23 protein-coding genes and 1 tRNA gene are annotated in these 23,684 nt (G+C 64.3%); 15 read left to right on the forward strand and 9 right to left on the reverse strand.

Features of this window, described 5'->3' with window-relative positions:
- The 5 genes from PHA8399_RS03730 to PHA8399_RS03745 all read left to right on the forward strand — a co-directional run.
- On the forward strand, nucleotides 1-1,166 hold a 1,166-nt coding region (locus PHA8399_RS03730; RefSeq protein ID WP_058284853.1), incomplete at its 5' end, for a multicopper oxidase family protein.
- Between the two features lie 36 nt (nucleotides 1,167-1,202).
- Nucleotides 1,203-1,397, forward strand: a complete 195-nt coding sequence (locus PHA8399_RS22910) for a hypothetical protein (RefSeq protein WP_342027514.1) — start codon at nucleotides 1,203-1,205, stop codon at nucleotides 1,395-1,397.
- 9 nt (nucleotides 1,398-1,406) lie between these two features.
- Nucleotides 1,407-1,886 (forward strand): copper-binding protein, encoded by a 480-nt coding sequence (locus tag PHA8399_RS03735; protein WP_342027515.1) that lies wholly within the window; start codon nucleotides 1,407-1,409, stop codon nucleotides 1,884-1,886.
- 56 nt (nucleotides 1,887-1,942) lie between these two features.
- Nucleotides 1,943-3,208 (forward strand): 6TM ABC transporter family protein, encoded by a 1,266-nt coding sequence (locus tag PHA8399_RS03740; protein WP_244270148.1) that lies wholly within the window; start codon nucleotides 1,943-1,945, stop codon nucleotides 3,206-3,208.
- Nucleotides 3,208-3,648, forward strand: coding sequence for a c-type cytochrome (locus PHA8399_RS03745; RefSeq protein WP_058284854.1), 441 nt, complete (start codon nucleotides 3,208-3,210; stop codon nucleotides 3,646-3,648). Before PHA8399_RS03740 ends, PHA8399_RS03745 begins: the two co-directional genes overlap by 1 nt.
- A gap of 31 nt (nucleotides 3,649-3,679) precedes the next feature.
- Here the strand turns inward: PHA8399_RS03745 and PHA8399_RS03750 are convergent, their stop codons facing one another.
- Together PHA8399_RS03750 and PHA8399_RS03755 are read right to left on the reverse strand one after the other, a co-directional pair.
- Nucleotides 3,680-5,251, reverse strand: coding sequence for an SGNH/GDSL hydrolase family protein (locus tag PHA8399_RS03750; RefSeq protein WP_058284855.1), 1,572 nt, complete (start codon nucleotides 5,249-5,251; stop codon nucleotides 3,680-3,682).
- 230 nt (nucleotides 5,252-5,481) lie between these two features.
- Nucleotides 5,482-6,819 (reverse strand): aminotransferase-like domain-containing protein, encoded by a 1,338-nt coding sequence (locus PHA8399_RS03755; RefSeq protein WP_058284856.1) that lies wholly within the window; start codon nucleotides 6,817-6,819, stop codon nucleotides 5,482-5,484.
- A gap of 88 nt (nucleotides 6,820-6,907) precedes the next feature.
- Between PHA8399_RS03755 and PHA8399_RS03760 the strand changes: the two genes are divergently transcribed.
- The 7 genes from PHA8399_RS03760 to PHA8399_RS03790 all read left to right on the forward strand — a co-directional run bounded on the left by PHA8399_RS03760 (nucleotide 6,908) and on the right by PHA8399_RS03790 (nucleotide 14,997).
- Nucleotides 6,908-8,101 (forward strand): MFS transporter, encoded by a 1,194-nt coding sequence (locus tag PHA8399_RS03760; protein WP_058284857.1) that lies wholly within the window; start codon nucleotides 6,908-6,910, stop codon nucleotides 8,099-8,101.
- Between the two features lie 285 nt (nucleotides 8,102-8,386).
- Complete coding sequence (locus PHA8399_RS03765; RefSeq protein ID WP_058284858.1) at nucleotides 8,387-9,949, forward strand: ABC transporter substrate-binding protein; 1,563 nt, start codon at nucleotides 8,387-8,389, stop codon at nucleotides 9,947-9,949.
- Between the two features lie 146 nt (nucleotides 9,950-10,095).
- A complete protein-coding gene (locus tag PHA8399_RS03770; RefSeq protein ID WP_058284859.1) occupies nucleotides 10,096-11,076 on the forward strand; it encodes an ABC transporter permease in 981 nt (326 codons plus the stop codon).
- Nucleotides 11,073-12,023 carry an ABC transporter permease gene (locus PHA8399_RS03775; protein WP_058284860.1) on the forward strand — a complete coding sequence of 317 codons (951 nt, stop codon included), beginning with the start codon at nucleotides 11,073-11,075 and terminating at the stop codon, nucleotides 12,021-12,023. Before PHA8399_RS03770 ends, PHA8399_RS03775 begins: the two co-directional genes overlap by 4 nt.
- A gap of 4 nt (nucleotides 12,024-12,027) precedes the next feature.
- Nucleotides 12,028-13,023, forward strand: a complete 996-nt coding sequence (locus PHA8399_RS03780) for an ABC transporter ATP-binding protein (protein WP_058284861.1) — start codon at nucleotides 12,028-12,030, stop codon at nucleotides 13,021-13,023.
- Nucleotides 13,020-14,063: an ABC transporter ATP-binding protein gene (locus PHA8399_RS03785; RefSeq protein ID WP_058284862.1), complete on the forward strand. Its 1,044-nt coding sequence runs from the start codon at nucleotides 13,020-13,022 to the stop codon at nucleotides 14,061-14,063. The genes PHA8399_RS03780 and PHA8399_RS03785 overlap by 4 nt, the downstream gene beginning before the upstream one ends.
- Nucleotides 14,064-14,076: 13 nt before the next feature.
- The gene (locus PHA8399_RS03790) at nucleotides 14,077-14,997 is read left to right on the forward strand and encodes a LysR family transcriptional regulator (RefSeq protein WP_058284863.1); all 921 of its coding nucleotides are present in this window, start codon (nucleotides 14,077-14,079) and stop codon (nucleotides 14,995-14,997) included.
- A gap of 88 nt (nucleotides 14,998-15,085) precedes the next feature.
- On the opposite strand, the gene PHA8399_RS03795 is transcribed toward PHA8399_RS03790, so the two are convergent.
- The 7 genes from PHA8399_RS03795 to PHA8399_RS03825 all read right to left on the reverse strand — a co-directional run bounded on the left by PHA8399_RS03795 (nucleotide 15,086) and on the right by PHA8399_RS03825 (nucleotide 20,973).
- Nucleotides 15,086-15,162, reverse strand: a tRNA-Pro gene (locus tag PHA8399_RS03795).
- Nucleotides 15,163-15,334: 172 nt separating this feature from the next.
- The gene (gene leuB / locus PHA8399_RS03800; protein ID WP_058284864.1) at nucleotides 15,335-16,438 is read right to left on the reverse strand and encodes a 3-isopropylmalate dehydrogenase; all 1,104 of its coding nucleotides are present in this window, start codon (nucleotides 16,436-16,438) and stop codon (nucleotides 15,335-15,337) included.
- Between the two features lie 124 nt (nucleotides 16,439-16,562).
- On the reverse strand, nucleotides 16,563-17,603 hold the full coding sequence (locus PHA8399_RS03805; RefSeq protein ID WP_058284865.1) for an endonuclease/exonuclease/phosphatase family protein: 1,041 nt from the start codon (nucleotides 17,601-17,603) through the stop codon (nucleotides 16,563-16,565).
- The gene (locus tag PHA8399_RS03810; RefSeq protein WP_058285237.1) at nucleotides 17,600-18,436 is read right to left on the reverse strand and encodes a hypothetical protein; all 837 of its coding nucleotides are present in this window, start codon (nucleotides 18,434-18,436) and stop codon (nucleotides 17,600-17,602) included. The genes PHA8399_RS03805 and PHA8399_RS03810 overlap by 4 nt, the downstream gene beginning before the upstream one ends.
- A 363-nt stretch (nucleotides 18,437-18,799) precedes the next feature.
- Entirely contained in the window at nucleotides 18,800-19,405 is a 606-nt protein-coding gene (gene leuD, locus PHA8399_RS03815) for a 3-isopropylmalate dehydratase small subunit (protein ID WP_058284866.1), read from the reverse strand.
- 12 nt (nucleotides 19,406-19,417) lie between these two features.
- Complete coding sequence (gene leuC / locus PHA8399_RS03820; protein ID WP_058284867.1) at nucleotides 19,418-20,821, reverse strand: 3-isopropylmalate dehydratase large subunit; 1,404 nt, start codon at nucleotides 20,819-20,821, stop codon at nucleotides 19,418-19,420.
- A 53-nt stretch (nucleotides 20,822-20,874) separates the two neighbouring features.
- Entirely contained in the window at nucleotides 20,875-20,973 is a 99-nt protein-coding gene (locus PHA8399_RS03825) for an isopropylmalate isomerase (protein WP_244270149.1), read from the reverse strand.
- A gap of 189 nt (nucleotides 20,974-21,162) precedes the next feature.
- Here PHA8399_RS03825 and PHA8399_RS03830 point away from each other — a divergent pair, with 189 nt between their 5' ends.
- From PHA8399_RS03830 to rlmH, 3 genes are all read left to right on the forward strand, one after another.
- Nucleotides 21,163-22,539, forward strand: a complete 1,377-nt coding sequence (locus PHA8399_RS03830) for a mechanosensitive ion channel family protein (RefSeq protein ID WP_058284868.1) — start codon at nucleotides 21,163-21,165, stop codon at nucleotides 22,537-22,539.
- 166 nt (nucleotides 22,540-22,705) lie between these two features.
- On the forward strand, nucleotides 22,706-23,086 hold the full coding sequence (rsfS, locus tag PHA8399_RS03835; protein WP_058284869.1) for a ribosome silencing factor: 381 nt from the start codon (nucleotides 22,706-22,708) through the stop codon (nucleotides 23,084-23,086).
- 120 nt (nucleotides 23,087-23,206) lie between these two features.
- Entirely contained in the window at nucleotides 23,207-23,677 is a 471-nt protein-coding gene (rlmH, locus tag PHA8399_RS03840; RefSeq protein WP_008556327.1) for a 23S rRNA (pseudouridine(1915)-N(3))-methyltransferase RlmH, read from the forward strand.
- Nucleotides 23,678-23,684 lie beyond the last annotated feature (7 nt).

Genomic DNA, 23,684 nt, shown 5'->3' on the forward strand with positions numbered 1-23,684 from the left:
TGCCGTTCCGGATGAACAACGGGGTGAAGGAATTCCACCTGGTGGCCGAGCCGGTCGAGCGCGAGCTGGCCGACGGCATGATCGCTCACCTGTGGGGCTACAACGGCCAGTCCACCGGCCCCACCATCGAGGCGGTGGAGGGCGACCGGGTGCGGATTTATGTGACCAACAAGCTGCCGGAGCATACCACGGTGCATTGGCACGGGCTGATCCTGCCCTCCGGCATGGACGGGGTTGCAGGCCTCAGCCATCCGGGCATCCCGCCCGGCAAGACCTTTGTCTATGAGTTCGACCTGATCAAATCCGGCACCTTCATGTACCACCCGCATGGCGATGAGATGGTGCAGATGGCGATGGGCATGATGGGGATGTTCATCGTGCATCCCAAGGACCCCGCCTTCATGCCCGTCGACCGGGATTTCCTGATCATGCTGAACGCCTTCGACATCGACCCCGGCTCCTATGTGCCGCGGGTGATGGAGATGACGGATTTCAACCTGTGGTGCTGGAACAGCCGGATCTTCCCGGACATCGACCCGCTGGTGGTCAATCAGGGTGACCGGGTGCGGGTCAGGACCGGCAACCTGACCATGACCAACCATCCGATCCACATGCACGGCTACGACTTCGAGGTCACTTGCACCGACGGCGGCTGGGTTCCGCAAAGCGCCCGCTGGCCGGAGGTGTCGATCGACATTCCCGTCGGCGCCATGCGTGCCTATGAGTTCGACGCGGTGCATCCGGGCGACTGGGCGATCCACTGCCACAAGTCGCACCACACGATGAACGCCATGGGCCACGACATTCCGACCTTCATCGGTGCCGACAAGCGCAAGCTGACAGGCCAGATCCGCAAGCTGCAGCCCGAATACATGCCAATGGGCACCGCAGGCATGGCCGATATGGGCGAGATGTCGATGCCGCTGCCCGACAACACCGTGCCGATGATGGCCGGCTGGGGCCCTTATGGGCCGCTGGAAATGGGCGGCATGTTCTCGGTCGTGAAGGTGCGCGAGGGCATCGCCGCAAACGATTACAGCGATCCTGGCTGGTACGAGAATCCGCCCGGCACCCAGGCTTATGAGTGGACCGGCGAGCTGCCGGACTTTGCCCGCGTGGAAGACGCACAGACCCGCATTACCCCGAAACCAACCGCCAAGGGCTGAGCCCTGGCTTTCACCAAACCTGACGAGGAGACAGACATGAACAAGATCCTTTCCGCAGCGCTGATTGGCGCTCTTTCCTCCGCCCCGGCCCTGGCCGGCGGCACCCACGGCGGCATGGAGGTCGGCAAACCCGGCAAGGCTGCGCACGCGGACCGCGAGGTCGCCGTCACCATGAACGAAACCGATGATGGCGAAATGCTGTTCGAGCCCTCCAGCTTTTCCTTTGCCTAGGATGAGACGGTGAAATTCGTGATCACCAACGCCGGTGAGCTGGAGCATGAGTTCGTGCTGGATACGGCAGAGCGCAATGTCCACCACAAGGCGATGATGGCCAAGATGGAGATGGAGCATGACGATCCGAACTCGGTGCGCCTGGAGCCGGGTAAATCGGGGGAGGTGGTTTGGACCTTCTCCAACGCCGGCACTTTTGAGTTCGCCTGCCTGATCCCCGGCCATTACGAATCCGGCATGCATGGGCCGATCGCCGTGCTTGACGGCAACGGCGGGAGCTTCACCAAGGGCACGGTCAAGAAAGTCGATGCGGCGTCCGGCAAGGTCACCATCATCCATGAGGAGCTGGTGAACCTGGAGATGCCCGCGATGACCATGGTGTTCCGGGTGGCGGATGACGCGATGCTGGACCAGCTGAAGGCCGGCGATCCCATCGAATTCGTTGCCGAGCGGATCAAGGGCAAGCTGACCCTGACCGCGCTGAAGTAAACCTGCGGCGGAAGGCGGGCCTGCCCGCCTTCCGTACACCGGAACAAGGACGGCCGATGCCGGAATTCCACTCTCTTGCGCATGACGCGGCGGCGGCGCTGGGCTTCAATTACGACAGCACGGCGCCGGCCTGGCTGCACCCGATGATGCATCTGGTGCTGGTGCTGGCCCCTGCGCTGCTGGCCGTGACCCTGGCGGCCCAGGCCGTCTGGCTGCTGCGGCGGCGACTGCAGGCGGCGCCGGCAGCCGGTGCGGCTGAGCAAGGACTGGATGGCGGCGCATGGGCCGGTCTGCCGCGCCAGATCTTGCGCACGACCGGGCGGCATCAGATGGTTCTGGTCCTGCTCAGCCTGACCGCGATGCCGATCCTCTACCTCACCCTGGAACTGCCCAAGCAGATCGTGAACCGTGTCTTCGAAAGCCAGGATATTGCGGTTCCGGTCCTGGGGTTTGAGCTCTCGCAGGTCTCGCTGCTGTTTCTGCTGTGCGGCGCCTATCTGGCGGCCATCTCGCTCAATGGCCTCAACAAATACTGGCTCAACATCAGCAAGGGCCGGGTTGCCGAGCGTTTTGTGCGCCGCCTCCGCCTTGCCGTTTACCGCCAGTGGCGGCGGGACCGGCCCGAACGGCGCAAGCCTGCCGTCATGCCGGTTCTGGGTCCCGAGGTTGAACCCGTCGGCGGCTTTGCCTCAGAACTGCTGACGGTGCCGCTGCTGCAAGGCGGGACGCTGGCGACGATCCTTCTGTTCATGTTCGTGCAGGACCCGATCCTGGCGGCGGCTGCGCTGACGGTGCTGCCCCTGCAGCTGATCATTGTGCCGCGGCTGCAGAGGAGGGTGAACAAAGTGTCCCGCAAACGGATCCGCGAAATGCGCCTGCTGGGGGAAATCCTGGACCGGGATATGCGGGCTTCGGGGCAGGGCGCGCTGCCGGCCGCGCGCAGTTTCCGGCAGTTGCAGGACCTGCGCCTGCAGATCCACCGCCTCAAATTTCTGGCCAAGGCGATCAACAACTTCCTGACCGCCCTGACGCCGTTCCTGTTCTACTCCCTGGGCGGCTATTTTGTGCTGCAGGAGCGGGTTTCGCTGGGGGCGCTGGTGGCGATGCTGTCGGCGCACAAGGAATTCTCCTCGCCGCTGAAGGATCTGTTCCGGTTTTACCAGCAAAGCGAAGACGTGCGGATCCGCTACCAGGAGATCCGCGCCTTTGCCGCCCCCGCCGGCGGGGCAGCTGGATTTGCGCAAGCTGCGGGCCGTCCCTGCTACACCCCGGCCCCTGCCCATTGCGGCACGTCATTCACCCACCAAAGAAAGACTCCCTGATGAGAAAGATCTTTGCCCTCACAGCCGCCGCTGCCGTGGCAGCCGCCGCGGTCTATTTCGTCTACAGCAGCGCGGGCGGAGACGATGCAACCTTGCAGCGCGCCGTGCTGGAGCCCGGCGCGCCGCTGACTGCGGTTCAGCTGCCGCCGGAGTTGAGTGATACTGCCATGATCGGAAAGCGCGCCTTTGACGCGGTCTGTGCCGAGTGCCACGGCGATAGCGCTGCGGGCCGCAATGGCATGGGGCCGCCGCTGGTTCACAAGATCTATGAGCCCTCGCACCATGGCGATGCTGCTTTCATGCTTGCGGTCCGCAACGGCGTGCGCGCGCATCACTGGAAGTTCGGCAACATGCCTGTGCAGCAGGGGCTGACCGATGCCGACGTCAAGGGCATCACCAGGTATGTGCGGGAACTGCAGCGGGCCAACGGGATTGACTAGCCCCGATGCGGCCTGTGCCCGGGCTGGGGCGTCAAACCAGCAGCGCGTCGCCTGATTGCGGCGCTGAGACCGCCCCCCAGCTGTCGGCGGCCTGGAACCAGTCAAAGCCGTCAAGCTGGGCGGCAATATTGCTGCGGCCGTCGATGGCGCGGATGAATTCGATCCCGAATACGGTGATGCCGAGGCTGTTCAGCACAGCATCGGCGCTGCCGGCGCTGAACGCTGCATAATGCGCCGCGTCCAGCACGAGGTAGAGCGTATCCGACCCCGCCCCGCCGCGGAACGTGTCCGCCGAAGCGCCGCCGCCGCCAGCCAGCGCGGCTTCGGTGAAAATGAAGGTGTCGTTGCCCCGGCCGCCAATCGCCAAATCGCTGCCGCGGCCATCCGCGATCACATCGTTGCCGCCGCCGCCGCGCAGTTGGTCATTGCCATCGCCGCCGCTGATGATGTCGTCGTCCCGGTTGCCTTGCACGGTGTCATTGCCGCTGCCGCCCAGGAGCACGTCGTTGCCGCTGCCGCCCCGGATGCCGTCATTTCCGCTACCGCCCGCCACGGCATCATGGCCCCCGCCGGCGCGGATGGTGTCATCGCCGCCGAGCGCGAAAATGGCGTTGTCCTTGGCCCCCCAGCCCCGGTCCGTTGCGCCGCCGTCCAGCAGCGCGGTCTTGCCGCCGCCCATGACGAATTCGCTGTGGGCGCCCCACAGCTGATGCGCGGTCTCGGCCGGGTGGATCGCGTCCCACGCCAGAACCTGATCGCTGTCAAAGGGGCTGCCGTCGATCAGGTAATCGGTCCGCTCCGCCAGGATGCCGAAACCCGCCGGATCCTCGGTCAGGGCTTCCGAGACGGCAGATAGGTCAACCGCCTGGGCATCAATCCCGATGCTGCGCAGGTCAGAAATAGTGTCCGCAATCAGGCTGTTAAAGGTGCCGATGAGGAGGTCGGCAAAGCCGGTGTACAAGGGGGAGAGCGTGTCAAACTCCGGATAAAAGCTTGCCCGCGGCTGGGTTGCCAGGAACACTGTCCCGACACCGGCGGCGCTGAGCGTGGTTGCCGCGGCGGTGATCTGCGCGATCAGACCTTCCATCACCGGGGTTGCCAGAGTCAGGAAGCCGGCCTCGGTGGTGATCTGCTGGTCTTGCACGGTGTCCAGCAGGGAGGTGAAGTCATTGCCCCCGATCAGCAGAAACGCCGCCGAGTCCGCCGGCACGCCGCCAGCGGCATCTTCTGCGAAATCCGAAATCTGCGCTTCCAGGTCAATCATGTCCTCCAGTATCCCGTCGCCCAGGGCCGTCGCCGTTGCGACCGCATAGTTCTGAACCTCGAACCCGCCCAGGGCAGCGGCATAGCTGGCATGGGTCAGTGCATTGGTCACCGCGCCTGCGGGTCCGATTTCAGAGAAGCTGGCAATCACGGTCTGTCTGGCCTCGGTCTTGGCCTGTGCGCGCAGCGCGTCCAGTTCCTGTGATGACGGGATGCTGCCGAAATCAAGGATCAGACCGGTCAGAATGACCGGCTCGATCACCGACGCCAGAAGGTTTACGGCGTTGCCCTCATCCGTCAGGCTGTCGCCGAAATAATAGACTCGTGAAAATGGTGTCATAAACCTGCACTCCCGGCGCCGCCGGGGCTGCGCCCGTTACTGAAAACCTGAAGACTGGAAGAGGCGCGGCCGTCCCACTGACGTGCGAATCCGGTTTCGCTGCCCTAGCGCGTTCCGGGTTTTATGCTGCCATTGCGGGCCGTCCAAAGCAAGGATTTCGGATTGGAGCGAACGCGGGCCAAATGCGCAATGGGCGCACGGCCCCTTTGCGCAGCAGGCAGCCGCCGCCATCAGGCGGGCGGGTTTTGGTTGCGCACCGCCGCCTTCACGGTTTGCAGGATGCCGGCGAGGCCTGCCTTTGGCACACCGCCAAAGGCCAGCCGCAAGGCCTGCGGCGCGGCTGCGGTGGCCGCAAACGGCTCGGCACCCGATACCGAGATCGCCTGCTCCTTCAGCTCTGTCACGATGGGCTGCGCGCGCACGCCCTTGCCGAGCGGCAGCCAGGCAAAGCCCGCGTTCCGGTGCGCAAGGACGGGCATGTCAGCAAAGACGCTTTTGAGGATCGACTGACGCTCAGCCCCGTCGCGCCTGCGGTTTTCTTCGCACTGGCTGAGCGTGCCATCTTCGATCCATCCGGTCACCAGCGCGGAAACCAGCGCCGGGGCGTTCCAGGTCGTGGCGCGGATCACCTCAAGCAGCGGCGCGGTGTGCGCGGGCGGCGCAACCATATACCCCAGCCGCAGCCCGGTCGCGAGGTTCTTGGAGAACCCGCCGATGTGCACGGTCCTGTCCGGCGCCAGCGCCAGCAAGCTGGGCGGCGGGTCAGGCTCCAGAAAGGCGTAGGCGGCGTCTTCGATGATGAGAAGGCTGTGGCGCTCGGCAATGGCAAGCAGACGGCGGCGCGCTGCCTCATCGATGACCGCCCCAAGCGGGCTTTGGACCGTCGGCATCAGATAGACCGCGCGGATCGTGCGCTGGCGGCAGTGCCGGTCCAGATCGTCCGGATCCATGATGCCCTGCGGTGAGCTGACCGGCACAAGCTCTAGGCCGCGCAGGGCCGCGGCGGATTTGAAACCGGGATAGGTGAGGGCATCGGCGGCAATGGCATCGCCGGGCCGGAACAGCCCCAGGCAGACGGCGGCCAGGCCGTGCTGGCTGCCCGATGTGACCAGCAGCCGGTCCGCGCCGATGGGGCCAAGGCGCGTGGAGAGGTGCCCGGCAATGATCCGGCGCTCATGCATCCGCCCGCCGTGGGGCTGATAGCGCAGCATCGCCTCCAGGTCGCCCGCGGCAGCCAGCCGCCGCAGCCCGGCGCGCAGCATGGCGGCGTCGTCGGGATCGCCGGGCATGTTGAAAACCAAGTCGGTGACCCCTTCAGCCGCGGACTGATGAACGCCAAGCGTCATGGGCAGGCCGGGGTCGCGCACAAATGTGCCTCGGCCGGTTTCGCCGGCGACCAGCCCCCGGCTCTCAAGCTCCTTGTAAACCCGCGTCGCGGTAGCCAGGGCGACGCCGGAGGCCTCGGCAAAGGCCCGGTGCGTTGGCAGTCTGGACCCGGGCGCCAGCTTGCCCTCGCGGATCGCCTTGGACATCAGGTCGGCAAGCTGGGTGTATCTGGCTTTGCTCATCGGGGCGCTGTCATTAGTACAATAGAAAAATTGTCATGGATTGAGCCTCGTGGCATCCCGGTCTCAAGTCAACCTTGAGGTTCGCGTCATGCCCCGTTTCCTGTCCGCGTCATTGCTGGCCCTGTGCCTGTTCATGGTGACCTTTGCCGTCAATCTTCAGGCCCCGCTGTACGAGGTCTATGCGGCTGGCAGCAGCCTTGGGGCAACGGCGGTGACGGTGGCCTTCGCGGCCTATGCCGCGGGGCTGATGCCGGCCCTGCTGCTGCTTGGGGGGCTGTCGGACCGGATCGGGCGCCGCATTCCGGTGGCGCTGGCGCTGATCCTCGGCGGGGCGGCCACCGGATTGCTGGTTCTGGCCCCGGGCTGGCCCAGTCTGGTTGCCGCGCGGGTTTTGCTGGGGGCCGGGACAGCGCTGGCGACAACCGCCGGGACCGCCTGGATGGCAGAGATCCTGGGTGAAGGCCGTGCCCGGACGGCAGCTTTGACCGTGACATCCGCGACGTCACTGGGGTTCGGCGGCGGCGCGCTGGCAACCGGGATATCCCTGGCGGTGCAGGGGGCGGTGCTGGTCCCGGTCAGCTATGTTGCCTTGCTGGCCGCCGCGCCGGTTCTGGCCGCGCTGATCTTTGCACTGCCGCGGGCGGACCGGCCGCAGAGGGTATCGCTGCTGCGCTTGCCGGTGTTTCCGTCCGGCACCTGGGTCTATGGCGCCGCGATGGCGCTGGCCTGGTCCGCCACCGGAATGACCATCGCCGTGGTGCCATTGCAATTGGCGGCGCACGGCCTGGGCGGCTGGACCGGGCTGGTGATTTTCCTGGCGATCTTTACCGGCTTCCTGTGCCAGCCGGTTGCCCGCCGCCTGTCCAACAGCCAGGCGCTTGCCGCCGGGTTTGTTCTGGTTCCGCTTGGGTTCCTGGCGCTGCTGGCGGGGGTGTGGCTGCAGGCGCTGGTTCTTGTGCTGGCCGGAACCTGCATCACCAGCGCGGCGAGTTACGGGTTCACGTATCTGGCGTCCCTGGCAGAGGTGTCGCAGCGTGCGCCGGAAGACCGCGCCCGCGCCACAGCAGGTCTGTTTGTCTATGCCTACTGCGGGTTCTCGCTGCCGGTGATTGCCAGCGGTGCGCTGGCGGACATGCTGGGGCTGTTGCCCGCGCTGGCCGTCTTTGCCGCGGCGCAAGTGGCGGCGGCGCTGACCATCGCTGGCATCTGGAGACGGCAGTCCGTGCCGCGCCGCGGCAGCTTGGGAGGTCTCCGCTTGAAAAAGATCTTTAGCGGGTCCTGAAGGGGAACATGCTGGAACCGCAGAAGGAAAAATTCACGGACCGCGCACTGGGCCGCGTTCCCGGCACCCTTTTGCGCAGGTTATGCACGAGCTGCGGGCCGGATTGGCCGCCTTGCGAAGGCGGAGGCGGTACAGGACAGCCTGAGTAAGTCTTTGCTCAGGCTCAGCTATTCCTTTCTTGCATAGCCCTGATGTGAGTCCTGCATACCCTATGCGATATAGGCATTTCACAGTTCCCGCCGCGCAGGCTAGCGTTTGCGGCATAATCACAGGGGAGTATGCCTAATGACGAAATTTGTCAGAAGCCTGGCGGCTGCTGCGGTGGTGGCGATGGCACCGGTTGCCTATGCCGAAACCACCGTGCGCGTTGCCTATGACGCTGACCCGGTCTCGCTGGATCCGCACGAGCAGCTGTCCGGCGGCACGTTGCAGCTGTCGCACATGGTCTTTGACCCGCTGGTGCGCTGGACCCAGGACCTGCAGTTCGAACCGCGCCTGGCCGAAAGCTGGGAGCAGATCGACGAGACCACCATGCGCTTCAAGCTGCGCAGCGGCGTGACCTTCCACAGCGGCAATGCGCTGACCGCCAAGGACGTCGACTGGACCTTTGACCGTCTGAAGCAAAGTGACGATTTCAAGGGCATCTTCGCCCCCTTCACCGATGTCGAAGTCGTTGACGACATGACCTTCGACCTCAAGACCTCGGAGCCGTATCCGCTGGTCCTGCACACCGCGACCTACATCTTCCCGATGGACAGCGCTTTCTATTCCGGCACCACCGCTAACGGCAAGGACAAGGCCGAAGTGGTCAAGCACGGCGACAGCTTTGCCTCGCGCAATGTCTCCGGCACCGGCCCCTTCATCGTCTCCGAGCGTGAGCAGGGCGTGCGCGTCGTGTTCGACCGCTATGCTGACTACTGGGACACCGAAAGCGGCGGCAACGTCGACAAGATCGTGCTGACCCCGATCAAGGAAGACCCGACCCGCGTGGCAGCCCTGCTGTCCGGCGACGTGGACTTTATCGCGCCGGTTCCGCCGACCGACCTGAAGCGCGTGGAAGAGGCCGAGGGCGTTGACCTGATCACCATGCCCGGCACCCGCATCATCACCTTCCAGATGAACCAGAACCGCGTCGAAGCCTTCAAGGACGCCCGCGTCCGTCAGGCGATCGATTATGCGGTGAACAACGCAGGCATCGTTGACCGCATCATGCGCGGCTTCGGCACTGTTGGCGCGCAGGCCAGCCCGGCCGGTTACCTGGGCTATGACGAGGCGCTGGCACCGCGTTTCGACCTGGAAAAGGCCAAGACGCTGATGGCCGAGGCAGGCTATGCCGATGGTTTCTCGATCACTATGATGGCGCCGAACAACCGCTATGTGAACGACGACAAGATCGCGCAGGCGGTGGCTTCGATGCTGGCACAGATCAACATCAAAGTTGACCTGCAGACCATGCCCAAGGCGCAGTACTGGCCGGCGTTCGACGAGCGCGCAGCTGACATGATGATGATCGGCTGGCACGCGGATACAGAAGACTCTGCCAACTTCCATCAGTTCCTGACCGCCTGCCCGGATGAAGCAACCGGCAACGGCCAGTACAACTCCGGCAACTACTGCAACGAAGAAGCCGACAAGCTGATAAACCAGGCCAACGCGGAAACCGATCCGGACAAGCGTGGGGAACTGCTGAAGAAGCTGGAAGGCATCCTGTACAATGAGGCGGCGTTTATCCCGCTGCACTGGCAGAACCTTGCTTGGGGCGCCAAGTCCGGCATGAACGCGGCAGAGATCGTGAACGCGCTGAACTTCCCCTATTTCGGTGACCTGGTTGTCGAAACCGGCAGCTAAGCCACTGAAAAGACTCGGGCCGGTCTCCCCCGGCCGGCCCGGGCCACCCCTATAACAAGCGGCCGCCAAGGCTGCGATTGCAGGCTCCGCCGGTCCCTTCGGCATTGCGGCCTGCGCTGTCATCGAACTCTACAAAGGTCAGGAAGATGTTTGCCTATCTCGCCAAGCGAGTGATTCAGGCGATTGCGGTGATGTTCGTCATCTCGCTGATTGCTTTTGCCATCCAGGGCAACCTGGGCGACCCGCTGCGCGAGCTGGTCGGCCAGTCGGTGTCCGAAGAAGTGCGCCAGCAGCTGCGCGATGAACTGGGGCTGAACGACAGCTTCGTGACCCAATACCTGCGCTTTGCCGGCAATGCGCTGCAGGGCGATCTGGGCACCTCCTATTTCTTCAAGGAGCCGGCGCTCGATGTGATCCTGAAGAAGCTGCCCGCGACATTGGAGCTGGTGTTCGGGGCCACCCTGATCATCATCGGCTTCTCGGTGCCGCTGGGCGTCTATACCGCGATCAAGCCGGACAGCATCCTGAGCCGCGTCATCATGGGCCTGTCGATTGTCGGCATCTCGATCCCGGTGTTCCTGACCGCCATCCTGATGATCTTTGTCTTCTCGGTGGAATACGGCTGGTTCCCCTCCTACGGGCGCGGCGACACCGTGCATGTCTGGGGCTATTGGGAGACCAACTTTGCCACCGCCGATGGCTGGATGCACATCATCCTGCCCTCCGTTGCGCTGGCGTCGATCATGCTGCCGCTGTTCGTCCGCCTGATCCGGGCCGAGATGATGGAAGTGCTGCAGTCGGAATACGTGAAATACGCCAAGGCCAAGGGCATCAACCCGTGGCGCATCTACTTTGTGCATGCGCTGAAGAACACGCTTCTGCCGGTGATCACCGTGGGCGGCGTGCAGATCGGCACCATGGTGGCCTACACCATCCTGACCGAGACGGTGTTCCAGTGGCCGGGCATGGGTTTCATGTTCCTTGAGGCGGTGAACCGCGTCGATACCCCGCTGATCGTGGCCTACCTGATTGTTGTCGGCTTCATCTTTGTGGTCACCAACACCATCGTCGACCTGATCTATGGCCTGGTGAACCCGACCGTGAATATTGCGAGGATGGGCGCATGAGCACCGAAACGCTGAACCCGAAATCTGAACCGTCGCGCTGGTCCAAGGTCTGGAATTCCAACATGGGCTACAGCTTTCGCCGTAATCCGGTGGCGGTGGTCAGCATGGTTGTGTTCCTGATGATTGCCGTCGCGGCCTTTCTGGCGCCGCTGATCGCGCCCTATGATCCCTACGATCCGGGATCCATTGACATCATGAACTCGGAATACCCGCCGGTCTGGATCGACGGAGCCCTGCCGGAATTCATGCTGGGCACGGATGACCAGGGCCGCGACCTGTGGTCGACGATCCTGTACGGCACCCGCCTGTCGCTGCTGATCGGCATCTGCGCGGTGGCGCTGCAGGCCTTTCTGGGCATCTCCATCGGGTTGCTGGCCGGCTATGTCGGCGGCCGCCTGGACAGCCTGCTGATGCGGCTTGCCGACATCCAGCTGTCGTTCTCGACCCTGATGGTGGCGATCATCTTTCTGGCGGTCACGCAGGCGATGTTCGGCTCCGACACCTTCAACCGCTATGCCGTTGTCTTTCTGATTGCGGTGATCGGGGTGGCGGAGTGGCCGCAGTACGCCCGTACCGTGCGCGCCACTGTGCTGGCCGAAAAGAAAAAGGAATATGTCGACAGCGCCCGCGTGCTGGGCTTTGGCCCGATGCGGATCATGGTGCGGCATATCCTGCCGAACTCGCTGTCGCCGATTTTCGTGATCTCCACCGTGCAGGTCGCCAATGCGATCATTTCGGAAGCTTCGCTCAGCTTTCTGGGCCTGGGAATGCCGCCGAGCCAGCCGTCGCTGGGCTCGCTGATCTCTTCCGGCTTCGACTACATCTTCTCCGGCAGCTGGTGGATCACCGCCATTCCGGGCGTGGTGCTGGTGGTCCTGGTCCTTGTCATCAACCTGCTGGGCGACTGGATGCGCGACGTCCTGAACCCGAAACTCTACAAGGGGTAACGCGATGAGCCTTCTTTCCGTGCGCGACCTCACCGTCAAATTCGCCATGCGCGACCAAACGGTTACCGCCCTCAACGGCATTTCCTTCGACCTGGCCAAGGGCGAGCGTCTGGGCATCGTCGGCGAAAGCGGCGCCGGCAAGTCAATCACCGGCTTTTCGCTGATGAACCTGCTGAGCCGCCCGGGCTTTATCGACAGCGGCCAGATCCTGTTCGACGGCGAGGATGTCGTTCAGATGAACGACAAGCGCCTGCGCAATCTGCGCGGCAACCGGATGGCGATGATCTTTCAGGATCCGATGGTCACGCTGAACCCGGTGCTGACCATCGGCCAGCAGATGATCGAAACCCTGATGGCGCACCGCAAGCTGAGCCGCGAGGAAGCGCGCCAGATCGCCATCGTCAAGCTGCGCGAGGTCTATATCCCGTCGCCGGAAGAACGGCTGGAGCAGTACCCGCACGAGCTGTCGGGCGGTATGCGCCAGCGGATCATCATCGCCATCGCGCTGCTGCTGGACCCGCAGCTGATCATCGCGGATGAGCCGACCACCGCGCTGGACGTAACCATCCAGGCCGACATCATGGAACTGATGCTGGAGCTGTGCCAGTCCAACCAGGTGGGGCTGATCCTGATCACTCACGACCTCGGCGTGGTCAGCCAGATGACCGAGCGCACGCTGGTGATGTATGCCGGCCGCATCATCGAAGCGGGCCGCACGCGGGAGATCATCAACGACCCGCAGCACCCCTATACCCAAGGCCTGATCAACGCGCTGCCGCAGCAGACGGTGCCGGGCCAGCGGCTGAAGCAGATCCCAGGCAACATGCCGGGCCTGGCCAGCATTCCCCAGGGCTGCGCCTTCAACCCGCGCTGCAAATACGCCACCGACCTGTGCCGCAGCCGGGTGCCGGAAATCGTGCAATACGGTGAGGTCGCAGTGGCCTGCCATGAGGTGCAGCGCCTGCACAGCGATGAAGACCGTCAGGAGGCACGGGCATGAAGGACGCAAACACTGACCGCCCGCTGCTGGAGATCCAGAACCTGGAAAAGCGGTTCGATCTCGATCACGGGTTCCTGGAGACGCTGAAGTTCAAAAAGGGCAAATTCGTGCGGGAAACCCGCTCGGTCCACGCGGTGAACAACATCACTCTGGACGCCAACCGCGGCGAGGCGCTGTGCGTTGTGGGCGAATCGGGCTGCGGCAAGTCGACCGTGGCGCGGCTGGTGGCGGGGCTGCTGACCCCGACGGCGGGCGAGATCCGCTATGACGGGCAGCGCATCGACAATCTGTCGCGCGGCGAGATGCAGCCTTTGCGCAAGAAGATCCAGATGATCTTCCAGAACCCCTATGCCTCGCTCAACCCGCGCATGACCATCCGGCAGGCGCTGGAAGAGCCGGTGCGCCATCACTTTCCCAACGCCTCGGCGGCCGAAGTGCGCGACAAGGTGACCGAGGTGATGCTGTCGGTGGGCGTCGATCCCAGCTGGGCGAAACGCTACCCGCATGAGTTTTCCGGCGGCCAGCGCCAGCGGATCGCCATTGCCCGCGCCCTGACGGTGGATCCGGAGTTCATCATCGCGGACGAGCCGATCAGCGCGCTGGATGTCTCGATCCAGGCGCAGGTGCTGAACCTGATGCTGGAAGCCAAGGAAAGCCGCGGCCTGACCTATCTGTTCATCACTCATGATCTGAGTGTGGTGGAGCACTTCGGCACCCGTGTTGCGGTTCTTTACCTCGGGTCGGTTTGCGAAATTGCCGACACCGCGACATTGTTCTCCAGCCCCAAACACCCCTATACTCGGGCCTTGCTGTCCGCGGTGCCGCAGCTGAAGGACGACCGGCCGAACCATATCCGCCTCAAGGGCGAGATTCCGACGCCGATCAACCTCCCGACAGGCTGCCCGTTCCAAAGCCGCTGCTCCTTTGCGGACGCACGATGCAAGAGTGAAAAGCCGAAAGCCATTCACCAGCCCGATGGCAGCCTTGTTGCCTGCCATGCTGTCGAAGAAGACAGGCTGGATGCGGTGGCCGCCGGCTAGGACGGGACGCTAGTTGGACATCATCTGGCTTAAGGATTTCGAGGCTTTGGTCGCGTGCAAGAATTTCTCGCGCGCGGCCGAAGAGCGCAATGTCAGCCAGCCGGCTTTCTCCCGCCGCATCCGGGCGCTGGAGAATGAAATCGGCGTGCGGCTGATCAACCGCGAGACCCTGCCGCTGACGCTGACCCCGGCAGGGGAGGTGTTTCTGTCCCAGTCCCGCATCATGCTGCGCACCTACGAGGAAACCATCGAGCGCTGCCAGACGATTGATGCGGCGGGCGAAAACGTGATCCGCTTTGCGGCGTCGCAGTCGCTGTACATGACCCATTACAAGACCCTGATTGCGCCCTTGGCGAGCCAGGGCGGGGTGGATACCGACCTCAACTCCACCTCCTGGGCCGCCGATCAGTTCGTGAGCGCTTTGCAGCAGGGCTATTGCGATGTGATCCTGACCTACTGGCATCCGTCGATGGATTTCCTGGGGCCGCTGGAGGTCGCCAACTTCGAATACCTGACCCTGTCGACCGACCGCTATGTGCCGGTCTCGCGCACCGCCGCGGACGGCACGCCGGAGTTTGGATTTGCGGCCGGCAGCAAGGACGCGGTGCCGCTGCTGTCCTATGGCGCGGTGTCCGCCCTGCGCTCGGTGCAGGAGTTCGCGCTGACCCAGCTCTTGCCCACGCAAAAGGTCTTTGTCGTCAATCAGAACGCGCTGGCCAACAGCGTCAAGGCAATGATCCAGGAGGGGTTCGGCATGGGCTGGCTGCCGCTGAGCCTGTGCCGCCAGGAGATCGCGTCGGGCCGGTTTGCCCTCGTCGACGAGCGGCTGGGCACTGACCTGGAAATCCGTCTCTACCGGGATCCGCGCAGCACCAAGCAGACGCTGGATGTGCTGTGGAAGCAGCTGAAACGCTCCGCAATGAAAGCCGCCTGAGCGCCGGAACAGGCGCCCGCCTGAGCTGCGGTTTCGTATTGGCAGAGTGCTAAAAACAACAAAGGCGCCCAAAGGCGCCTTGTTTTATTGGTCGGAGTGAGAGGATTCGAACCTCCGACCCCTGCCTCCCGAAGACAGTGCTCTACCAGGCTGAGCTACACTCCGACCGTGGGGGCGAAATAGCCCAGGGCGCGGGGTTTGACAAGGGCGATTCCACAGAAAGATGCGGTTTTTGAGAATTCTTTTTAGCGGCCTAGAACAGGGGGCCGGCGGGCATGAAAAAGCCCCGCGCGGACAACCGGGCGGGGCTTGGGGTGATCCGAGAATATCCAGGAAATCAGAGGCTTGCGTCCAGCGCAGCGACCACGGCGTCGCCCATCTGGCTGGTCGAGACGGGCTCTACGCCTTCGCTGGCCAGCAGGTCCGCGGTGCGCACGCCGTCGGCCAGAACCTTCTCGACCGCAGCTTCCAGGCGGTCAGCTTCGGCGCCCTGGTCGAAGCTGTAGCGCAGCGCCATGGCAAAGCTCAGGATGCAGGCGATCGGGTTGGCCTTGCCCTGGCCCGCGATGTCGGGGGCAGAACCGTGCACCGGCTCATAGAGCGCCTTGGGGCGGCCGTTTTCCATCGGTGCGCCGAGGGAGGCGGAGGGCAGCATGCCAAGCGAGCCGGTCAGCATTGCGGCGCAGTCGGACAGGATGTCGCCGAACAGGTTGTCGGTCAGGATGACGTCGAACTGTTTGGGCGCGCGCACCAGCTGCATGGCGCCGTTGTCGGCGTACATGTGGGACAGCTCGACCTCCGGGTAATCTGCAGACACACGGGTCACAACCTCGCGCCAGAGGATGCCGGATTCCATCACGTTGGCCTTCTCCATCGAGCAGACCTTTTTGTTGCGGCGCATCGCCAGCTCGAACGCGGAGCGGGCGGCACGCTCGATCTCGCTTTCGGTGTAGCGCTGGGTGTTGATGCCGACGCGCTCGTTGCCTTCCTCGAAGATGCCGCGCGGCTCGCCGAAGTAGACGCCGGAGGTCAGCTCGCGCACGATCATGATGTCGAGGCCCGCGACGATGTCCTTCTTCAGCGAGGAGAAGTCCGCCAGCGCGTCAAAGCACTGCGCCGGGCGCAGGTTGGAGTAGAGGTCCATTTCCTTGCGCAGGCGCAAGAGGCCGCGCTCAGGCTTCACCGAGAAGTCCAGGTTGTCATAGGCCGGGCCGCCGACCGCGCCCAGCAGCACCGCGTCGACGTCCTGCGCCTTGGCCATGGTTTCATCCGCCAGCGGCTTGCCGTGCTTGTCATAGGCCGCACCGCCAACCAGATCCTCGCTCACATCGAACTGCAGGCCGCGCTTGTCGCCAAACCAGGTGATGATCTTGCGCACCTCGGCCATGACTTCGGGGCCGATCCCGTCGCCGGGCAGAATCAGAATCGATGGGTTGGGCATGGGGATCCTCCTAAAAACAGCTGGCAAGGGCGTAGCGGGACAGCGGGGCAGGGTCAATAACGGCCCTGGGAAATAAAGGAGCTGAGGAGGATTTGCCTGCGCAATGAAGCTGTGGAGCAGCGGGCTAGTCCAGCAATAAATCCACCCAGACCAGCCGGTGACGGCTGGCGAGGGCCGCGGCATCGTCCGGGCCATCGGGCCAGGCAATGCCGCTGCCGGCAACCGTCAGCCCGGCGGAGGGCAGCACATAGTCCACCCGCATCTGCCCTACGCCCTGCCAGGCCACCGTTGCGGTGCCCTGCGGGCTGTGCGGCTGCGGGTCCTGCAGGCGCGGGTCTGCCAGCAGGCTGCGGATGGCTTGTTTGCGGCCTTCGCCCTGGCCGGGGTCAAGGTTGGCGTCCCCGGCAATGACAAAGGGCGCCTCGGGTACCGGTCCCAGCCGGCCGTCCAGCAGCAGCTGCCAGAGCCGGATTTCGTCGTGATTGCGCCGCCCGTTGCGGTCTTCCGGCCCGTCAAAGACCGGCGGGGCGGCATGGAAGGTCATCACATTCAGCCAGCGGCCACCCGGCAGTTCCACCGGCACCAGCCAATGCCCGGTGGAGGACAGCCGCTGCACGGCCTGCGCCTCTGGCGAGGGGAAGGGGCGGCCGTCCGGGTGCTGCGGCAGCAGCGCGTCCGGCAGATCGCGCCACAGCAGGGCAGAAAAGTCGCGGACCCCCTCGTGGCCGATGGGAAGACGCGACAGCAGCGCAATGCCGCCCTGGCCGCGGAACCGGCCAAAGCCCTGGTTGTCGCGCGGCCCGCCGGCCCGGCCGTCGCCATCCAGATCCAGCGGCACCGGGGGCGGCAGGCCTGCGTTGGGCTGCAAAGCCACGCGGTACGGAAAGCTCAGGCCGTGGTCCGCCAGCCGTCCGGCCAGCGCGGCGAGCGCCCGGCCTTCAAAGTCCCAGTCAATTCCTTGCAGCGCCAGCACATCCGGCTGCACCGCGGCGATGACCTCCGCAACGGCATCAACCTGCGGGTCGGTGGCGCGTTCAATATCGCGCAGCAGCAGCCCCGGCCCGTCGCGTGACAGCTCTGTGTTGAAGGTCGCGATGCGCAGGGTTTCAGTCTGGCCTGCGGCGGCGGCGAGTGTCAGAAGGAGGCCTGCCGCCAGCGGCCTCATGCAGTTTGCATCGCTGCATCCGCATCGGTGCAGGCGGCACGGCGCTTTCGCGCGATCAGGCCGGCTATGCGCAGCATCGCCATGCCGCGCATGATCATCGAGGCGGGCACCAGCGCCCAGGCGCTGATCACCCAGATCAGCATATGCGGTGCTGCCAGCATTCCGGGGTCCACCAGACCCGAGGCGAGCTTGACCGCAGCGGGCAGGGCGAAGGGCAGCAGCACGCCGCCGACGATATTGATCCGCCCGTCGCGCTGCAGCCGCTGCACCACATCGCCGCCGGTGGTGGGGTCGAACAGGGGCAGATTGACCCAGACATTGAAGGCGCCGTTGCCCACCGGCCAGTTCCCGATCCGGATCACCAGCGCAAAGACGGCAATCGCCAGGCCGGCAATCAAACACGCCAGCCCGGCGGCATCGCGCACCATCAGCACCGTGGCCTCGGGCACCTGCGGCGGCATCATCAGCACCGCCAGCTGCACCGGCGAGTAGGCAAAGTCCAGCTGGCTGCCTAGCCAGCCGCCCAGCCGCTGCACCAGCGCTGTCAGCCCGGTCGGGGCCAGCGGATGTGCTGCCAGCAAGCTCAGCGCGCCGACGGTGACGGCAGCAGCGGCAAAGCGCATCCGGTTGATCGGCGGCGCATTTCGGAACTCCACGAAGCTGGGGAAGTGGGAGACGTACTCGCTGAAGGCCAGGGCCGAACCCAGCAAGGCAATGAACAGGATGATCTCAGGCGACTCGGTCGCGGCCGCCGGCAGAATCAGCGTCGGCATCGCGAACAGCATGGCCACCAGTATGCCGCGGAACGCCGCGCCTGTGATGCGTGCAAACACGTCTTCGTTTCCCTTCAAACCGGCGCGGGCGTTTTCGCCTCTGGGTCCGGATTTGAAGCCCCCCGGTAGGGTCCGGGGTGCTCTGCCTCATTTTTGCCCTGATGGTGCCGGTTGGCGGTATTCCGCTCAAGGCCCGGCAGTGCGGCAGGGGGTACTTTGACCGCGGGACTGGTGCGGGATTGCATCAGCGCTTTGGGGCAGAGAACTTGAGCCCTCGGGTCGGCTACCAGATGCTGTAGTTTCAGGGTCTTCCGGCACAAGAGTGACGCGGCTGCTGACATGCCGTGCGATTCTGTTGGCGCGGCAAACGAAAGAGCCGCCCGTGCGGGCGGCTCCATTGAGACTCAGGTGTTGCAGCGGGAATCAGACCCAGGGGCGCTCCTGTGCCGCCTTTGCCTCGAAGGTCTTGATCGAGTCGGCTTTTTCCAGGGTCAGGCCGATATCGTCCAGCCCGTTCAGCAGGCAGTGCTTCTTGAAGGGATCCACGTCGAATTTGATCACGTCGCCGTCGGAAGTGGTGATCTCCTGCGCTTCCAGGTCCACCGTCATGCGGGCGTTCTCGCCCTTCTCCGCGTCGGCCATCAGGATGTCGACCTGCTCCTGCGGCAGCACGATCGGCAGGATGCCGTTCTTGAAGCTGTTGTTGAAGAAGATGTCGGCGAAAGAGGTGGACACGATGCACTTGATGCCGAAATCGGCAATGGCCCAGGGCGCGTGCTCGCGCGAGGAGCCGCAGCCGAAGTTGTCGCCGGCGATCAGGATCTCGGCATTGCGGTACTGCGGCTTGTTCAGCACGAAATCCTCGATCTCGGTGCCGTCGCGGTTATAGCGCATCTCGTCGAACAGGTTCTTGCCGAAGCCGGTGCGCTGAATGGACTTCAGGAACACCTTGGGGATGATCATGTCGGTGTCGATGTTGACCAGCGGCATCGGTGCGGCAACGCCTTGGATCTTTGTGAACTTTTCCATGCTTCTGGCTCCTTACATCAGCTCGCGCACGTCGGTCAGCTTGCCGGTCAGGGCAGCGGCGGCAGCCATGGCAGGCGACACCAGGTGGGTGCGGCCCTTATAGCCCTGGCGGCCTTCGAAGTTCCGGTTGGAGGTTGCGGCGCAACGCTCGCCCGGCGCCAGCTGGTCGGGGTTCATTGCCAGGCACATGGAACAGCCCGCAAGCCGCCATTCGAAACCGGCGGCCTCGAAGATCTCGGCCAGGCCCTCTTCCTCGGCCTGGGCGCGCACCAGGCCGGAGCCGGGAACGATCATGGCGCGCAGGCCTTCCTTGATCTTCTTGCCCCTCACCACGTCGGCGACGGCGCGCAGATCTTCGATGCGGCCGTTGGTGCAGGAGCCGATGAACACGGTGTCGATCTCGATGTCGGTCAGCTTCTGGCCCGGGGTGAGGCCCATGTACTCGATCGAGCGGCGCGCCGCCTCGACCTTGCCGCCCGTGAAGTCCTCGGGGTGCGGCACCACACCGGTGATCGGCAGCACGTCCTCGGGCGAGGTGCCCCAGGTCACGACCGGCTGGATGTCTTCAGCCTTCAGGGTGATCACCTTGTCGAAATGCGCGCCTTCGTCGGTGTACAGGGTCTTCCACCAGTTCAGCGCCGCTTCCCACTGGGCGCCTTTCGGGGCGTGCGGGCGGCCTTTGACATATTCAAAGGTGGTCTCGTCCGGCGCGATCAGGCCTGCTCGGGCGCCGCCTTCGATCGCCATGTTGCAGACGGTCATGCGGCCTTCCATCGACAGATCGCGGATCGCTTCGCCGCAGTATTCGATGACATAGCCGGTGCCGCCGGCGGTGCCGGTCTCACCGATCACCGCCAGGGTGATGTCCTTGGCGGTCACACCCGGCTTCAGCTTGCCGGTGATCTCCACCTTCATGTTCTTGGACTTCTTCTGGATCAGCGTCTGGGTGGCCAGCACATGCTCCACCTCGGAGGTGCCGATGCCATGCGCCAGCGCGCCAAAGGCGCCGTGGGTGGCGGTGTGGCTGTCGCCGCAGACAACGGTCATGCCGGGCAGGGTCCAGCCCTGTTCCGGGCCGACGATGTGCACAATGCCCTGGCGGACGTCATCCACCGGGTAGTAATGCACGCCGAATTCCTTGGCGTTCTTGTCGAGCGCCTCGACCTGGATGCGGCTTTCCTCGTTCTCGATGCCTTTGGCGCGGTCCAGCGTGGTCGGCACGTTGTGGTCCGGCACCGCGATGGTCTTTTCGGGCGCGTGCACCTTGCGTCCGGCCATGCGCAGGCCTTCGAACGCCTGCGGGCTGGTCACTTCGTGGACCAGGTGGCGGTCGATATAGAGCAGGCAGGTGCCGTCCTCTGCTTCATGCGCAACATGCGCATCCCAGATCTTGTCATAGAGTGTCTTGGGGGACATGGGTCCTCTCCCGTGATGTATTGGGTATGCTGGCTTAGGGCTGGGCAGGCGCCTTATAGGCGCGCCAGGACCGTGCGGGCGGCGCCAAAGAACCGCTCGCGCAGGCGGGCGCGGTCTTGCAGTTGGATCTTTTGGGCCAATACGAGGGTCATGGCTGTCAGATACATCCGCAAGCTCCGGCAATCAAGATTCGTTCTCTCAAGCCCGGCTTGCTCAAGGGGGCGGACCGGTGCCGCCCGGCTGCCGCCAGGGCCGGGCGCGGTTCTGTCCCAAGCTTGCGGCGTCTCTGCTTGATCGAAACCGGCAGGAACGGCAGACTGCAGAGAAAACAGGGGGGCTTGATGGAGCCGGAGGAGCAGATCCAAACCAAGGACGCGCTGGCAGAAGGCGCCGCTGAAGCGATCGAACTTGGCCAGCAGCTGTGGGAGTTCGCCGCTGGCGGCGCCGAACTGCTGCTGCGGCCCTGGAACGCCTATCAGGTCGGGATCGGGCTGGCGCTTTTTATCCTGGCGACCGTGATCGCGCGGCCCATCAGTCAGGCGTTTCACAACTGGCTGCGCGGGCGCGAAGGCTGGCCGCGCTGGCGGATGCGCCTGGGGCTGGTGGTGCACAAGCGGATCCGCGGGCTGCTGTTCGTGGTGCTGATCTGGACGGTTGTGCTGATCATGCAGGAGACCACATGGCCCAGCCGCTCGCGCCTGCTGTTAGTGGCGGCCAACCTGTCTCTGGCCTGGCTGATCGTCTCCTTCGCCACCCGGCTGGTCGGCAATCCGCTGCTGCGCAATATGGTGAAATACGGCGCCTGGGTATGGATCACCCTGCGCATCCTGGGGGTCACACAGGAGGCCACGGCGCTGCTGGACAGCATTGCCATAGATTTCGGCGACCTCAGGATCTCGCTGTTTCTGGTGGTGCAGGCCATTGTTATCCTCGGTGTGATGCTGACTCTGGCGCGGGTGATTTCGCAGCTTGCGGCAAACCGGATCCGCTCCAACTCCGAAATTTCCCCGTCGATGCAGGTGCTGGGGGCCAAGCTGGCCCAGATCCTGCTGTTCGGCGGCGCGTTTTTCATCGGTCTCAAGGCGATTGGCATCGACCTTACCGGTCTGGCGGTGCTGTCGGGCGCCATTGGTGTGGGCCTTGGTTTTGGCCTGCAGAAGGTGGTGTCGAATCTGGTGTCCGGCCTGATCATCCTGTTGGACAAGTCGATCAAGCCTGGCGATGTTATCTCGCTGGGCGACACCTTTGGCTGGATCAACGCGCTGGGCGCCCGTTACGTCTCTGTCGTGACCCGCGACGGGCGCGAATACCTGATCCCGAACGAGGATCTGATCACCACGCAGGTGGTGAACTGGTCGCATTCGGACAGGTTCGTCCGCTTGGACCTGACCTTCGGGACCGCCTATGGCGATGATCCGCACAAGGTCCGCAAAATCGCGATCGAGGCGGCCTCCAGCGTGAACCGGGTGCTGCAGTACGGCAGCAAGAAACCGGTCTGCCACATTACCGGGTTCGGCGACAGCAGCGTTGATTACGTGCTGCGGTTCTGGATCGACGACCCCACCGGCGGGCTGACCAATATTCGCGGCAACGTCTTTCTGGCGCTGTGGGATGCGTTTCAGGCCCAGGGCATCTCAATCCCCTTCCCGCAGCGCGAAGTGCGGATGCTGAATGACCCGCTGCCGGTCAGGGTTGCACCTGACGGAAATGAGGAGTAAAGCCCATGGCTTGCATCGCCGGGCCGGGTTTCATTGAAAATTTACCCACTGGTTGCTACATTATTAACAGGCCCGGCGCCGGGGCTTCGCGGCGCGTTGCAAGGAGGACTATGTCCTGTCACCCGTACCTCATGCGGCGGATGCCGCTGTTAATGGGGCAGCCGTGATGGCCGCCCAGTCCCAGCCCACCAGCGAACAGCTGCTGGAGCGGATTCTCTCCTCACTCAGCGATGACAAAGCCGAAGATGTTGTGCAGATCGACCTGCGCGGCAAAACCTCGATTGGCGACTATATGGTGCTGGCTTCCGGCCGCTCCACCCGCCAGGTCGCAGCGATGTCGGAAAAACTGATGGACCGGCTCAAACAGGAGTTCCGGATCAACTGCAAGGTCGAAGGCAAAGATACAGGCGACTGGGTGCTGATCGACACAGGCGATGTGATTGTCCATCTCTTCCGCCCGGAAGTGCGCGAGTTCTACCAGCTCGAAAAGATGTGGATGCCCGCAGGTGCCGCGCCGGCGCCGGCAGCCCCGGCGGCCGAGGACTGATACCAGGCTGAACAAAGGCAGGCCAGCGCAGGGTGCGGGCCCGATGGCTTCAGGCCGGTTAACTTCAGGCCCGGTAACTTCAGGCCCAGTAACTTCAGGCCCAGTAACTTCAGGACTGTCATGCGTCTGCATATCTGTGCGGCCGGACGTTTGCGGTCCGGCCCGGAAAAATCCCTCATCGACGACTATCTGGCCCGGTTTGACCGGACCGGCCGCGCGCTGGGCCTGGGGCCTGCGCGGGTGGTGGAGATTGAGGACAAGAAGAACGCAGGCATGGCGGCAGAGGCCGCGCTGCTGCGCAAGGCGCTGCCCAAGGGCGCGGTAATCTGCACCCTGGACGAGCGCGGCAAGCTTCTGTCCTCGCCGGATTTTGCGGACAAGCTGGCCGGGTGGCGCGACAGCGGCCGCCAGGATCTGGCGCTGATCATCGGCGGCGCGGACGGGATTGATCCCAGCCTGCGGGCAGAAGCCGATTTCTCGATCTCCTTCGGCAAGATGGTCTGGCCCCACATGCTCGTGCGGGTGATGCTGGCGGAGCAGATCTACCGCGCCGCGACCATTCTTGCGGGCAGCCCCTATCACAGGGTGTGACTGCGCC

Origin of the sequence: Leisingera aquaemixtae, assembly GCF_001458395.1 — a bacterium.
GTDB classification, from domain to species: Bacteria; Pseudomonadota; Alphaproteobacteria; order Rhodobacterales; family Rhodobacteraceae; genus Leisingera; species Leisingera aquaemixtae.

Coding starts and splice junctions, on each gene's coding strand:
- PHA8399_RS03750 (WP_058284855.1), bottom strand. CDS start 5,251: ATGACACCATTTTCACGAGTCTATTATTTCGGCGACAGCCTGACGGAT.
- PHA8399_RS03740 (WP_244270148.1), top strand. CDS start 1,943: ATGCCGGAATTCCACTCTCTTGCGCATGACGCGGCGGCGGCGCTGGGC.
- PHA8399_RS03830 (WP_058284868.1), top strand. CDS start 21,163: ATGGAGCCGGAGGAGCAGATCCAAACCAAGGACGCGCTGGCAGAAGGC.
- PHA8399_RS03805 (WP_058284865.1), bottom strand. CDS start 17,603: ATGAGGCCGCTGGCGGCAGGCCTCCTTCTGACACTCGCCGCCGCCGCA.
- PHA8399_RS03825 (WP_244270149.1), bottom strand. CDS start 20,973: ATGACCCTCGTATTGGCCCAAAAGATCCAACTGCAAGACCGCGCCCGC.
- PHA8399_RS03775 (WP_058284860.1), top strand. CDS start 11,073: ATGAGCACCGAAACGCTGAACCCGAAATCTGAACCGTCGCGCTGGTCC.
- PHA8399_RS03760 (WP_058284857.1), top strand. CDS start 6,908: ATGCCCCGTTTCCTGTCCGCGTCATTGCTGGCCCTGTGCCTGTTCATG.
- leuD (WP_058284866.1), bottom strand. CDS start 19,405: ATGGAAAAGTTCACAAAGATCCAAGGCGTTGCCGCACCGATGCCGCTG.
- PHA8399_RS03770 (WP_058284859.1), top strand. CDS start 10,096: ATGTTTGCCTATCTCGCCAAGCGAGTGATTCAGGCGATTGCGGTGATG.
- PHA8399_RS22910 (WP_342027514.1), top strand. CDS start 1,203: ATGAACAAGATCCTTTCCGCAGCGCTGATTGGCGCTCTTTCCTCCGCC.
- rsfS (WP_058284869.1), top strand. CDS start 22,706: ATGGCCGCCCAGTCCCAGCCCACCAGCGAACAGCTGCTGGAGCGGATT.
- leuC (WP_058284867.1), bottom strand. CDS start 20,821: ATGTCCCCCAAGACACTCTATGACAAGATCTGGGATGCGCATGTTGCG.
- leuB (WP_058284864.1), bottom strand. CDS start 16,438: ATGCCCAACCCATCGATTCTGATTCTGCCCGGCGACGGGATCGGCCCC.
- PHA8399_RS03765 (WP_058284858.1), top strand. CDS start 8,387: ATGACGAAATTTGTCAGAAGCCTGGCGGCTGCTGCGGTGGTGGCGATG.
- PHA8399_RS03745 (WP_058284854.1), top strand. CDS start 3,208: ATGAGAAAGATCTTTGCCCTCACAGCCGCCGCTGCCGTGGCAGCCGCC.
- PHA8399_RS03755 (WP_058284856.1), bottom strand. CDS start 6,819: ATGAGCAAAGCCAGATACACCCAGCTTGCCGACCTGATGTCCAAGGCG.
- PHA8399_RS03785 (WP_058284862.1), top strand. CDS start 13,020: ATGAAGGACGCAAACACTGACCGCCCGCTGCTGGAGATCCAGAACCTG.
- PHA8399_RS03780 (WP_058284861.1), top strand. CDS start 12,028: ATGAGCCTTCTTTCCGTGCGCGACCTCACCGTCAAATTCGCCATGCGC.
- rlmH (WP_008556327.1), top strand. CDS start 23,207: ATGCGTCTGCATATCTGTGCGGCCGGACGTTTGCGGTCCGGCCCGGAA.